Here is a 12,635-nt window from a genome sequence, read left to right on the forward strand (position 1 = left end):
AACGCGGCGGTGAGCGCCGCCTGCGGCAGCCGTCCCGCCGCGGCTCCGGCCGCCGCGGCGGGCGGGAGGCCCGCCCCGGCGAACAGGACTCCGGCACGCCAGCGGACGTGGCCCGCGCGGGCGTGGGCGTACAGGGCGCTCACCGAGGTGACGGTGACGATCAGCAGACTGGCGGTCGTGGCGGCGGCCGGGGTGAACCCCAGCAGATAGATCAGCGCGGGGACCGCGAGGACGCTGCCGCCGCCCCCGAGCGCGCCGAGCGCCAGGCCGACCACCGCACCGGCGGTCAGCGCGAGGACCAGGGCACTCACGTGCGGGTCCCTCGGCCGGGGTCAGCGGGACGCCGGCCGGTGGACGGTGAGGCCGGCCCGCTCCGCGCCGTCGAAGAGGTCGTCGACGACGACCACGCTCCGGCCGACGGCGTCGAGGAGCGAGGCGCCGATGGTCGCGCGCGTGCCGCTGGCGCAGTGCACCCACACCTCGCCGTCGGGCACCTCGCCGAGCCGCCCGTGCAGGTCCTGGACCGGGATGTGCGCCGAGTCCGCCACGTACCCCGTCCGGCGCTCGGAGTCGCGGCGTACGTCGAGCACCACCACGTCGTTCCGTTCGGCGCGTGCCGTGGCGAGGTCGGCGAAGGTGGCGCGCCCGCAGGACGTGAGGCGCTCGCCCGGCCGCACCCAGGAACGCGGGTCGCCGCTCGCGGCGGCGGCCGGGCGGTCGATGCCGACCCGCACCAGCTCCCGCTGGGCGTCGGCCAGTCGGGCAGGCGTCTCGGCGAGCAGGGTGACCGGTTTGCCCCACGGCAGGAGCCACGCCAAGTAGGTGGCGAGCTTGCCCTCGGCCTCGAAGTTGAAGGTGCCGGGGACGTGCCCGGCGGCGAAGGCCACGCGGTGGCGCAGGTCCACCACCCACTCCCCGGCCGCGAGGCGGGCGGCGATCCGCCCGGCGTCGGCGGGCTCCGGCGGGGTGAGGTCGACGGGGGCGGGGCCTGCGGCGTTGGCCGGGCCCATGTGCGCGTAGTACGCGGGCACGTCGTCGAGACCGGCGAGCAGCTCGGCGACGAACGCGTCCACGTCCTTGGTCAGCGCGGTGTTGCCCGCGCGTTCCGCGCCGACGGTCGTCTCCTCGCCCTGCCCCTGGCGGGACGCGCAGAAGCTGCCGAAGCCGTGCGTGGGCAGCAGCCGCACCGCGTCGTCGAGCGCGTCCGCGAGCCGGTGCGCGGACGCGTGCTGGGCGCGGGCCAGCGACCCGGTGAGCCGGGGCTCGACCAGGTCGGGCCGCCCCACCGCGCCGATCAGGAGCGAGCCGCCGGTGAACGCCGCCACCGCGCGGCCGTCGTCCTCCAGGACGTACGCGGTGTGGTGCGGGGTGTGGCCGGGCGTGGCGAGCGCCCGCAGCACCAGGTTCTCGTCGACGGCGACCGTGTCGCCGTCGGTGACCGGGGTACGCGGGAACGACACCGCGGCCCCGGCCGGGACCAGATAGCGGGCGCCGGTCAGGCGGGCCAGCTCCAGACCGCCGCTCACGTAGTCGTTGTGGACATGGGTCTCCGCGACGTACGCGATCCGCACGCCGCGCCGCGCCGCCGCCGCGACGACCTGGTCGACGTCGCGCGGCGGGTCGACGGCGACGGCGGTGCGGGGCCCCGAGGCCAGATAGCTGTGGTTGCCCAGGGCCGGGAACTCCAGGGTGTCGACGACGTACACGGCGGCTCCTTCCCACGCGGAGGTACCGGGTTACCGGGGTACCGGGAAAAATACCCAGGGGGGTATTTTCGATTCCGGTCGCGCGGGAGGTTGGCGCGGTTCTTTCCCTCGGCTGCCGCCGGCGCGCTCATATCGACCGCCGCAGGCCCGGAATCGGCCCGTCCGCCACGGGCACACCGAAGTCAGGAGTGCCGTCCGGCCGCCACCCCAGGCGCTGGACGCGGGTGTGGCGGTTGGGGTCGTTCAGCGGGTCGCCGACGATGTCCTTGTACTGGCGGGCGTGGTAGACGAGCACGTCGGTGCGGCCGTCCTCGGCGACGGTGAAGGAGTTGTGGCCGGGGCCGTACTGCTTGGTGGTGTCGTTGCTGGTGAACACCGGCTTGGGCGACTTGGTCCACGACTTCGGGTCGAGCAGGTCGCTGCCCGCCTCGGCGGTGAGCAGTCCCATGCAGTAGTTGGCGTCGGTGGCGCTCGCGGAGTACGTCATGAAGACGCGCCCGTGGCGCTGGCGGAACGAGGCGCCCTCGTTCACCTTGAAGCCGACGCACTCCCAGTCGTACTCGGGTGCGGTGAGCCGGACTTGAGGGCCCGTCAGTGACCAGGGGCTGGACATCCTGGAGAGGAAGACGGCGCTGTTGTGGTCCACGCCCGGCTCCTTCTGCGCCCAGGCGAGGTAGCGGGATCCTCGGTACGTGAAGGTGGTGGCGTCCAGCGAGAAGGTGTCCCAGGCGGTGGCGATCCGCCCCTTCTCGACCCACCGGCCCCGGAACGGATCGCGGTGGGAGTTCTCCAGGACCCACATGCGGATCTTCCAGACGTCGTCGGCGGGGGCCGCGGCGAAGTAGACGTACCACTTGCCGTCGATGTGGTGGATCTCCGGCGCCCAGATGTGCGCCGCCATGTCCCCGCTGGTGTGCCGCCGCCAGACGACGGCCTCTTCGGCGGTGGCGATGCCTCCCAGGGTGCGGGAGCGGCGCAGGACGACGCGGTCGTACTCGGGTGCGGTCGCGGTGAAGTAGTAGTGGCCGTCGCGGTGGCGGTGGATGTGCGGGTCGGCGCGGTTGCGGACGAGGGGGTTGGCGCCGGGGGTGGCCTTGGTGACCGCGGGCGCGGCGGCCCGGGCGACGCCCGGGGTCGCGGTCAGCGCGCCCGCGGCGAGGGTTCCCTTCAACAGCAGCCTGCGGCTGGCGGGTTCACGGTGACTCATGTCGGCAGCACCCATACCTTCCGTTCGATATTTCGTACAGCATTTGCCATCTCGAACGCCGAAACCGTACGGCCACACCACAGGACGGTCAACGGTGCGGCAGGGACGAATGATTGCCGGGCTTCTCACGGTGCCCGGTCCGGGAGACAGCCGTACGACGAGGCCCCAGGTCGATGACCTGGGGCCTCGGGGAGGCGCGACGGCAGGGGCTGTGTGCCCCTTACCGGTTGAGGACCTGCTCGACCTTGTCGGCCACGCGCTCGGCCTGGATGTCGCGGCCCTTCTCATTGGGGTGCGCGTACCACGGGAGCCACTGGTCGCCCTCGCCGATCAGGGAGTTCTCCAGCAGGCCGCCGATGCCTCGGTTGACGCCGTCGCACGCCGTGTTGTTCCCGGTGTGGTCGTAGAGGTCCACGAAGTCGGCGCCGGCGTCCGCGACGGCCTTCTTCATCGTGTCGTCCAGCCGCTTCTGGATCTGGTCCAGGACCGGCATGGCGTCCTGCGGGATGTCGGCGAGCGGCAGCTCGGTCTGACCGGGCGCCGGGGACAGGCACTTCTTCGTGTCCTCGGGCACGAGTCGGGGGTAGCCGACCAGGACGGGCTTCGCGTCGGGGGCGAAGTATGCGATGCGTTCGAGCATCTCCTCCAGGTCCCATCCGACCCGCTCGAACTGATCGTCCAGCCACTGCTTTCCGTCCTCGGACGAGAAGAACTCACCGCATTTGGCGGCCGGTTCGTCCCCGTCCACCGGCGTTCCGGGCAGCAGATCGTGCTCCGGGGCCCGGAGCTTGTCGGAACACTGCTTCAGGATGCGCGTGAAGCCCAGCGTGTTGCCGCCCATACTGCCGACAGCCAGCCCGGTGTCGTCCTTGAGCGCGTTCTGCTGCGGCGGAAGCCTGTTGCCGGTGAGCATCTCCTGTTCTTCCCAGAAGTGGTGGATGAGGGCACCTCCGCAGGAGACGTCCGACTGGACGTCGAGGGTGATGCCCTTGTCCGCGAGGCGTCGGGTGGCGACGGCGGGATAGTTCTCCTTCGCCTGGAAACAGAAGATCCTTTCGGGGTCGTCCTGGTTGAAGGGGGCGATGCCGAAGTTGGCGGTGTAGGAGTCGCCGAAGAAGACGGCCGGTACGGGTTCGGCGGGTGCCGCGTCGGCGCTTCCCGCCGGGCCGGCGAGCGCCAGGCAGCTGCCCAACGCGATGGCCGCGGAGGCCAGTCGCCGCACTACCGGAGATTTCGTCGTCTTACGCATGGCCGAAGGCATGCCTGTGCCCTTTCGTCGAGGCCCACGAGGAGAGGCGAACGAGCTGGAACGCTCCGTATTCACTCATGCGCACACCGTGATGCCCCGAGAGGGTGCGAACCACACCCGGGTGTTCTTGGACAACCCGCCCACGTGTGTCCATCTCCCCTGGTCGGCAGGGGTGCCGGGGCGACAGGGCCGACGAGTCCGGATGTGATCCCGACCCGAAAGAGGAGGAGCCCATCCGTCTGCCGTGCCAGTCCGCCGGCGCGGCCATGTACTGAAGGGCCAAGAGCGCCTGACATCCAGTTGGCCCCGTCGTGCAGGGGGGCGAATGCCGGAGATGAGTGCCATGGCCGACGCAGTTGCCTCCGCCCAGTCGGCCAGAAGTCTGTCTGCTGGGCCCAGGTCAGCGATCCTGAGGGTGGTCGGCCTCTGGGAGGGCCGGAGGCGTTGCCGCCGTGGACGCGTCACCGGGTACGTGTCGCCTGCCGAAGGCATGGGGTGAAAGGCGCCGTGCGGCGGGTCCCGGGCTCCTGCCGGGGGGGGTATGTTGTCGGTAGGTCAGCTCCTCGCCGGGCGGTATTACACCCAGCCCCCGTAGCGTGCTTCCGGCCCCGATCGCTGACATTCCTCGACCGGAGGCCGCCATGCCCATCTCGCCATCTCCCCCGCCGGATCCGCCCTCGGTGAACGGGCCGTCGCCCCTGCCGCGCGAGGCCCGGATCACCGCCGCGCTGATCGACCTGGCCGATACCCTCGTCGACGACTTCGATCCCGCCGAGTTTCTCTACCGCGTCGCCGAACACTGCATGGACCTGCTCGACATCGGCGACGCCGGCGTCATGCTCGCGCTGCCCAACGAGCCCTTGCGCCTGGTGGCCGCCTCCTCCGAACGCGTCCGCCTGGTCGAACTCTTCGAACTCGACGCCAGCGAAGGCCCCTGCTGTACCGCCTTCCACCAAGCCACCGCCGTCGACCACACCATCACGGGAACACTCTCACCGCGCTGGCCGCGCTTCAGCACCCGCGCGCACGGCGCCGGTTACACCCCCGTCCACGCCACCCCCATCCGGCTGCGCGGCGACACCATCGGCGTACTGAACCTCTTCCGCCGCGTCCCCGGCCCACTGCTGGAAGCCGACCGGCACCTGGCCCGGGCCCTGGCCGACGCCACCGCCATCTCCCTGCTCCAGCAGACCACCCTCGACCAGCACCGCACCATTCGCGCCCAGCTCGAAACGGCCCTGGTCACCCGCACCATCATCGAACAGGCCAAAGGCTTCCTGACCGCCCGCCACGAAACCGACCCCGACACCGCCTTCCACCAGCTCCGCGCCCACGCCCGTCACCACCGCCTGCGCCTGGCCGACCTCGCCCGCGACGTCGTCAACGGCACCACCGCCCTGCCCCCGCCCCCGGACACCGACAGGTCTTCCACCCAACACTGAACCCCAGCAGAACCGGCCCTCAGAGCCGCAGGCCCTGGCCGCGGGCACACGCCTCCCCACCCCTGGTCGCCGCCGCGCCGACCCGAGTTGCCGCCGGGGCGCAACGCCCTCAGCCACGAGCTGATGACCGAACTCCTCGACGCGCTGCGGCCGTTGGACGGAGACCCGGAGGTCGGCTGTGTCGTCGTCACCGGCTCCGAGCGGGTCTTCGCGGCGGGCGCCGACATCAAGGAGATGGCGGGCAAGAGCGCGGCGGAGATGGCGGCGGAGGACTACTTCGCGGGCTGGGAGAAGTTCGCGGCGCTGCGCACGACGAAGATCGCGGCGGTCAACGGCTGAGCGCTGGGCGGCGGTTGTGAGCTGGCGATGATGTGCGACCTCGTCGTCGCGGGCGAGTCCGCCGTCTTCGGGCAGCCGGAGGTACGGCCGGACCGCCGTCCGGGCCGCCCGCGAGGCCGTCGCCCAGGCCCTGGAGGCGGGCCTGCGCGACGGCATCCTCTTCGAACGGCGCGTGTTCCACAGCCTCTTCGCGACGGCGGACCAGCGGGAGGGGATGCGGGCGTTCCTGGAGAAGCAGGAGCCCCGGTTCACGGGCCGGTAGCGACCGTCGCGGTCAGCGCGTCCTGATTCTCAGGAACGTCACCGAGTTGCCCGGGAAGTCGTACGAGAACGACTTGCCCACGCCCTGGAAGGTCGATGTCACCGGTTTGACGGGCGTCGCGTCCTTCGTGTTCTCCGCGTCCGGGGCGGCGGCCAGGGTGGTCACGCGCGCGGTCGGCGCGACGGACGCCGCGTCGCCGAGACCGATCTTCGTGCGGGCCGTCGCCGGCTGGGCGTTGACGACCTTGACGATGAGGTCGCCGGTGCCCTTGTCACGGGTGACGACCTGCCGGAAGGGCTCAGCCTGCTTGTCGTCGGTGAACGAGCCCCACTTCTCGCCGTCGAGGAAGAGCGTCACCTGGCGGCCGCGCACCTCGACGCGCAGGTCATAGGTACGGCCCGTCTCGATCTTGGTGGTGTCCTGGACCATCGTCTGCTTGGCGCCTCCGACGGTCTTCTCCACGGCCGACTGTGTGTTGTTCCAGCCGCCCAGGTTCCACCAGTAGTGGTTGCCGGTGTCCTTGACGCCGAAGGCCACCATGAAGCCCTCCTTGCCGGACTTCTTGGTGGCCTTCACGTGGAGGTCGTAGTTCTGCCAGCCCTTGTCGCCGGCGGTGACCAGAGTGTTCTCGGCGGCCTCGTCGGACTGGACGTACGCGCCGTCCCGCACGGCCCACGAGCCGGTCCCCGCGGCCCTGGTCCACTGGCCGTCACCGGCGGAGAAGTCGTCCGAGAGCAGCGGACGGCCGTCCGCGGAGGTGACCTCCACGTCGTCGTACGCCGCGCTGGTGGCCCAGGTGGACAGGCCGACGGCTCCGGTGATGGGGCCGGAGTCCTGGCTCGGTGTGGCGGAGGCGGTGGAGGGCACGACCTCGTCGCCGACGTTGGTCATGAAGAGCTTCTGCGTCTCGTAGTTGGCCGAGCCCCACGACTGGTCGTTGTCGAACCAGATCATGTCGGGCTTCCACTGCACGTAGTCCTCGTTGGCGAGCAGCGGCGCGTACGAGGCGAGCTTCACGAGGTCGGCGTTGCGCTCCAGGCCGGTCATGAACGCCGCTTCGGCGAGGGCGTTGGAGAACTTGTTGCCGTGCGAGGCGTATTCACCGAGGAAGACCTTGGGGCCCTTGCGGTCGTAGGAGTCGTAGCGCTTGTTGTTCTCCAGGAACCACTGCGGGCTGTTGTAGTAGTGCTCGTCGACCATCGCGACCTTGTTGTCGCGATTGAGCTGCCATGCCTTGTCGAAGGTCGTGCCGCTGTCGTCCGGGCCGGAGTTGGAGACGACGGTGATGTCGGGGTGCTTCGCCTCGACGGCGGCGCGGAACTGCTTGAAGCGGGCGAAGAACTCCTCGGGCAGGTTCTCCTCGTTGCCGACGCCGAGATGGGTCAGGCCGAAGGGCTCGGGGTGGCCCATCCCGGCGCGCTTCCTGCCCCACTCGCTCGTCACCGGCCCGTTGGCGAACTCGATGAGGTCCAGGGTGTCCTGGATGTGCCGCTTCAGCAGCGCGGGGTCGTCGGTGGCCTTGTTCTGGCCGCAGCCGGTGACCAGGGCGGGCACGACGGGCAGCGGCATCGCGCCGACGTCCTCGGCGAACTGGAAGTACTCGTAGTAGCCGAGCCCGTAACTCTGGTTGTAGCCCCAGAAGTTGGCGTTGGTCGCGCGGGTCTCGACCGGGCCTGTGGTGTCCTTCCACTGGTAGGAGCGCTGCCGCTGCCAGCCGGACTTCTCGTCGTACGCCTCGTGGCTGCCGGTGTTGACCAGGCAGCCGCCGGGGAAGCGCAGGAAGCCGGGCTTCAGGGCCGCGACCTTCTCGGCGAGGTCCTTGCGCAGCCCGTTCTCGCGGCCCTTGTACGTGTCCCGGGGGAACAGCGAGATCATGTCGAGCGCGGCCTCGCGCGCGGCGGCGACCGTGAGACGGCCGGTGGTGCTGGTGCGGGTCGCCGTGAACGACGCCTTGTACTTGGCCCAGCCGCCGCGCGCGGTGACGCGGCGGGCGACACGGCCAGGGCGACGGCCAGGTCGCCCGCCGTGTCGCGCAGGGTGACGGTGAGCGGGGCGCCGGCTGCCTCGCCGGTGCGGGCCCAGAGCGAGAAGTCGTACCGCTTGCCCTTCCGGACCGCGATGCCGGTGTTGTAGCCGGAGTTGGTGACGGCCGAGCCGCCGTCCAGCTGAAGGTAGTTGCGGTTGCGCTCGTGCAGGCGCCCGGCGTCGTCCCGGACCTTCGCCGAGCCGGACCCCGAGACCTCCCAGGACGTCAGGGGCCGGTACGCCTTGTGGTCGGCGGTGGAGTACTCGAAGGACCGGTTCTGGACGAGCTCGGCGTAGAGCCCGCCGTCGGCCGCGCGGTTGATGTCCTCGTAGAACACCCCGTACATCGAGTCGTCGATCTTCGCGCCGGTGCGGGTGGGGTCGACGGTGAGGCTGTAGTCGGTGGGCTCGGCCGCGCTGGGGCGCTCGGCGGAGGGGGCGGCGCTCGCGCGGTCGGCGGCGGCGCCCGGGCTCGCGGCGAGCGTCCCGGCGAGCAGGACGCCCGCGGTGAGCCCGACGCTCCATCGTCTGCGTGCCATGTACACCTCTGCAATTGTTCGAGATTTCGGACATTGGTCATGTCTTCGAACAGAACCTAGGGAGAGGGGACATGACGCGTCAACGGTTCGGACACGCTCCCCCGGCAACCGCCGGGCCGCGTTCCCTGATCCTTCTCGGCGGCGACGGCGGAGGCGGAGACGAGCGTCGCGGCGGCGAGGCTGCCCCAGAGGGCGGCCGGGCCGTGGGGGGCGAGAGCGGTGATGGCCGCCGGGGAGACGGCGAGGCCGAAACCCGTGGAGAGTTCGAAGCGGGCGAGGGTGCGCCCCAGGGCGTGGGCCGGGGCGAGGACGGTGACGAGCGCGGTGGCGCTGCCGGCGTAGATGATCTCGCCGAGGGTGCAGACCACGGACACCGCGGCGACGGCCGGGGCACCCCAGCCGTGCCCCAGTGAACTGGCCGCGAGGAAGCCGAGGTAGGACGCCGCGAGTACGACGCCGGCGAGGGCCAGCACGGCCCGCCGGGAGAAGCGGGACATCGCGACGGTGACCGGAACCTGGAGGGTGACCACAAGGACCGTGTTGGCCACGAAGATGGCCGCCGACCACATCGGGGACGCGTGCAACTGCGTCACCAGGACCAGCGGCAGGGCGATTTCGGGGACGTTGAGGCAGAAGACGTAGACCACGTTGGCGGCCAGCAGCGCGCGCATCCGGGGTGCGGGCACCTGGTCCCCGTCCTCGGCCGGGGCTGCGGCCGGACGCGCGTGGAGGCGGACCGACCACGCCAGGGCCGCCGCGACGAGGCAGGCGAGCCCGGTGACGGCCGCCAGCGCCTGCAACGCGGTGGTGCCGCCCGCCAGGCACGCGGTGGCGATGAGCGCACCCACGCCCATGCCGGCGTTGCGCAGGGCGCGGCCTCCCGCGAGCGCGGCGTCGCGCTCCCGGCCGTGGGCGACCGTGGCCACGAGAGCCGCGTGGGCGGCCGGCCATGCCTGGTTGCCGATGCCGAGGAAGAGCGCCGCCGCCGCGAACAGCCAGACGTGACCCGCCGGGGTGGCGAGCAGCAGCGCCACGCCGAGGACCCGCACCAGCATCGACGCCGCCACGACCGTGCTGCGCGCGCCCCGGTCCAGCCATCGGCCCACCGCGGGCATGCACACCAGACCCACGACGACGGCCACCGTCATGGCGATGCCCGTGACCGGCGCCGACAGCCTCAGCACCGTCACCCCGTAGAGCAGCAGAAAGGGCCGCAGCAGGCCGGTGCCGAGCGCGTCCACGGCCAGGGCGACGGCATAGCGGGGGCCTCCGGACGCACGGACGAGGGCGCGGGGCTGGATCTTGGTGGTTGCCATGGCGTCAACGGTGCGTACGGCCTCCGGATCGGCCGCGTCGGTTGACGGACACCGTCAACCGACGTCGCCGCCGGCGTTCCGGTCGGCGATGATGCGCGGGTGACGTTGAGGATCGACATCAGCGGCCTGCCGTCCGAGCGACTGCGGTTCGCCGCCTCCCCGCTGGCCGAGCTGACCGCCATGCTGCACGTCCTGGCCGAGCCAGGGCATCATCCGCAGCTCGCCGACTGGGCCGACGGCGTCTGGGCCGGGCTGCCGCCGGAGCTGGCCGAGCGGCTGCGGGAGGCGGAGTTCCTCTGGCGTTCCTCACAGGCCGACTTCCTGCTCCCCGCCCGGCCCCGGCCGGACCTCGCCGACGAGCTGGACGACGTGGACCGGATCGACGACGAGACGTATGTGACCGCCGCGCTCGTCACCACGTGCGGCGGCGACAACCGGGGCCGCTTGGCCGCGCGCGAGCGGGCGCTCGACCTGGCCCAGGCCCGCGGCGCGCGGCAGGAGGCGTTCGCGGAACGGCTGCTCGCGGACCCGGCCGCCGTGCGGGCGCGGGTGCGCCACACCCTCGAACAGTGCGCCGATGCATTCTTCGACGCCGCCTGGACGTCTGTCGCCGTGCGGCTCGCCACCGACCTGCGCCTGAAGAACGACCTGTTGCGGCGCCAGGGCGTCGGGGCGGCACTCGCGTCGGTCTCCGGCGCGATCGCCCTGGCGCCGGACGGCGACTGCATCGTCGTGGACAAGCTGCAGGACAAGGCGACCGCCGCCCATGGCACCGGGGTCACCTTCATCCCCAGCGTCTTCGGCCGCCCGCACCTGGTGGTGGTCCACGCGCCGGGGTGGCAGCCGGTGGTGCAGTACCCCGTGGCGGAGCCGGATCCCTCGGAGCCGGTGTCGCTGGAAACGGTCACCCTACGGCTGGAGGCGCTCTCGCATCCGGTCCGGCTGCGGCTGCTGCGCACCCTGGCCCGCGGCCCGCACACCACCGGTGAGCTGGCCCACACCTGGGGCCTCTCGCTCCCGGAGGTCTCCCGCCACCTCGCCGCCCTGCGCCGCGCGGGCCTGGTCACGGCCCGGCGGCAGGGCCGTTACGTCCGCCACACCCTCAATCTGCCGGAGCTGACGGCACTGGGCACCGACCTGCTGGCGGCCGTACTGCGCTGAGTGGCTTCGGCCGGCACGGCACCGGGCGGCCGCGTCAGCTGTAGCTGATGTCCGAGGCCGTGAACTTGCAGTACCGGCCGTCCGGGCCGTTGCCCGTCTCGACCGGCTCGTCACCGGAGCTGTTGCCCGTGAACCGCGTACAGGTCTTGATCTTCCTGTTGCTGTCGCCGTGGACGCGGACCTTGCGCAGCGTGGCCGTGTCGCCGTAGTTCGTGTTGATGCCGGCGATCGAGTTGCCCGGCGCGGTGACGTCGACGTCGTCCACCACGATGTCCCGCTTGTACTGCTTCGAGCAGTTGCCGCAGGAGCGGACCAGCTTGCCGAAGTCCGCGACCTGGAACCTGGTGATGGTCAGCCTGCCCGCGCCGTTGAACTGGAAGACCTTGTCGTCGGCCTTGCGGGCGCCGCCGCCGGTCACGGTGTACGTCGCGCCGGACGACTTGCCCTTGAAGCTGGCCGCGTCCTCGCCGACGTCCTCCCACCACACGTTCTGCAGCGTGCAACTGCCCATGCAGTGCACGCCGTCGGCAGCCGGGGAGCCGAGGACGACGTTCTTCAGCGTCGCGCCGTCCTGCAGCTTGATGATCGGGTCCTGGCCCTCGCCCTGACCGCCGTCGCCGAGGTCGCCGGTGCCGTAGTACCGCTTCAGCTCGCCGTCGTGGGTCTGCCCGGCCTTCACCTCGATGGTCTTGGCCACCGGCTTCTGGCCCGAGGGCGTCGGCCAGGACGGCGCCGCCTCCGCCTCGGACTGGAGCGAGTTCGTGATGACGAGGGCGCCGGTCAGGCCGAGCGCGGCCACACCGCCGACGACGGCCCTGCGGCGGGTCAGGGAGCGGCGGTGACGTACGCGACGGTTCGGCTGTTGAGTCATGTCCCGATTCCTTCAGTGGGGGAACCTTGCGTCTCCTGGTCGCCACTGATCGGGATGGGGTTGCCGCCCGGGCTCACTTCACTCGAACTCGCCCTTCCACTGGCCCCGTTCACCGAGGGCGCCCGCGTCGAGGACGTACGTGTCGTCCCGCGCGTCGCGCTGTCCCGCCGGGTGGTTGTACTGCCCGGCGAACACGTACCGCCCGGCCGGCACGGTCCGCCCGGCGCGCAGCGTCCAGCGGTAGACGAGGACGCCGTCCCGCTCGCGTACGGAGACCTCGAAGTCCTCGGCGGGCAGCGAGCGCCAGTTGCCGGTGTCGGCGACCTCGCCGGAGCGGGCGACGCGCAGTTCGACGGTGAGAGAGGTGAGCGGCTTCTTCACCCGCACCGTGATGTCGCTCTGCGACCAGTACGGGTTGGAGCCGGGGTCGATCCTGCCGTCGGCGCGGACGAGGCCGGCGCCGGGCCCGGCGGTGTGCGGCGGCTTCGAGGCCGCGGGCGGCGGCGCGGGCACGCTCG

The 12,635-nt window shown here is 71.6% G+C and carries 8 protein-coding genes and 3 pseudogenes; 3 read left to right on the top strand and 8 right to left on the bottom strand.

The features are described from left to right. The 4 genes from STRAU_RS26335 to STRAU_RS26350 all read right to left on the bottom strand — a co-directional run. Nucleotides 1-311: TSUP family transporter (locus STRAU_RS26335; protein WP_037662014.1), on the bottom strand; the 311-nt coding region annotated here is incomplete at its 3' end. Between the two features lie 21 nt (nt 312-332). Then, nucleotides 333-1,706 carry an MBL fold metallo-hydrolase gene (locus tag STRAU_RS26340; protein WP_016643437.1) on the bottom strand — a complete coding sequence of 458 codons (1,374 nt, stop codon included), beginning with the start codon at nt 1,704-1,706 and terminating at the stop codon, nt 333-335. A gap of 127 nt (nt 1,707-1,833) precedes the next feature. Continuing rightward, a complete protein-coding gene (locus STRAU_RS26345; protein WP_037662011.1) occupies nt 1,834-2,913 on the bottom strand; it encodes a glycoside hydrolase family 43 protein in 1,080 nt (359 codons plus the stop codon). 220 nt (nt 2,914-3,133) lie between these two features. After that, nucleotides 3,134-4,162, bottom strand: a complete 1,029-nt coding sequence (locus tag STRAU_RS26350) for an SGNH/GDSL hydrolase family protein (RefSeq protein ID WP_106968047.1) — start codon at nt 4,160-4,162, stop codon at nt 3,134-3,136. Between the two features lie 641 nt (nt 4,163-4,803). Between STRAU_RS26350 and STRAU_RS26355 the strand changes: the two genes are divergently transcribed. Both STRAU_RS26355 and STRAU_RS40580 read left to right on the top strand, forming a co-directional pair. After that, on the top strand, nt 4,804-5,604 hold the full coding sequence (locus STRAU_RS26355; RefSeq protein ID WP_016643441.1) for a GAF and ANTAR domain-containing protein: 801 nt from the start codon (nt 4,804-4,806) through the stop codon (nt 5,602-5,604). Between the two features lie 87 nt (nt 5,605-5,691). Then, a pseudogene (locus STRAU_RS40580) lies at nt 5,692-6,205 on the top strand (enoyl-CoA hydratase-related protein). A 12-nt stretch (nt 6,206-6,217) separates the two neighbouring features. Here the strand turns inward: STRAU_RS40580 and STRAU_RS26365 are convergent. Together STRAU_RS26365 and STRAU_RS26370 are read right to left on the bottom strand one after the other, a co-directional pair. Then, nucleotides 6,218-8,769 (bottom strand): annotated as a pseudogene (locus tag STRAU_RS26365) (alpha-L-arabinofuranosidase C-terminal domain-containing protein). 56 nt (nt 8,770-8,825) lie between these two features. Further along, nucleotides 8,826-10,085 (bottom strand): MFS transporter, encoded by a 1,260-nt coding sequence (locus tag STRAU_RS26370; protein WP_016643445.1) that lies wholly within the window; start codon nt 10,083-10,085, stop codon nt 8,826-8,828. A gap of 99 nt (nt 10,086-10,184) precedes the next feature. Here STRAU_RS26370 and STRAU_RS26375 point away from each other — a divergent pair, with 99 nt between their 5' ends. Next, complete coding sequence (locus STRAU_RS26375) at nt 10,185-11,246, top strand: helix-turn-helix domain-containing protein (protein WP_016643446.1); 1,062 nt, start codon at nt 10,185-10,187, stop codon at nt 11,244-11,246. 34 nt (nt 11,247-11,280) lie between these two features. On the opposite strand, the gene STRAU_RS26380 is transcribed toward STRAU_RS26375, so the two are convergent. Further along, the gene (locus STRAU_RS26380; RefSeq protein ID WP_016643447.1) at nt 11,281-12,117 is read right to left on the bottom strand and encodes a pectate lyase; all 837 of its coding nucleotides are present in this window, start codon (nt 12,115-12,117) and stop codon (nt 11,281-11,283) included. Between the two features lie 78 nt (nt 12,118-12,195). Further along, nucleotides 12,196-12,635: pseudogene (locus STRAU_RS26385) on the bottom strand (hypothetical protein); the annotation flags it as partial.

The organism is Streptomyces aurantiacus JA 4570 (assembly GCF_000414115.1).
Classification (GTDB): Bacteria; Actinomycetota; Actinomycetes; order Streptomycetales; family Streptomycetaceae; genus Streptomyces; species Streptomyces aurantiacus_A.

Bases quoted from the DNA above. Each gene is read 5' to 3' on its own strand.
- STRAU_RS26345 (WP_037662011.1), bottom strand. From the start codon at position 2,913: ATGAGTCACCGTGAACCCGCCAGCCGCAGGCTGCTGTTGAAGGGAACC.
- STRAU_RS26350 (WP_106968047.1), bottom strand. From the start codon at position 4,162: ATGCGTAAGACGACGAAATCTCCGGTAGTGCGGCGACTGGCCTCCGCG.
- STRAU_RS26355 (WP_016643441.1), top strand. From the start codon at position 4,804: ATGCCCATCTCGCCATCTCCCCCGCCGGATCCGCCCTCGGTGAACGGG.
- STRAU_RS26370 (WP_016643445.1), bottom strand. From the start codon at position 10,085: ATGGCAACCACCAAGATCCAGCCCCGCGCCCTCGTCCGTGCGTCCGGA.
- STRAU_RS26380 (WP_016643447.1), bottom strand. From the start codon at position 12,117: ATGACTCAACAGCCGAACCGTCGCGTACGTCACCGCCGCTCCCTGACC.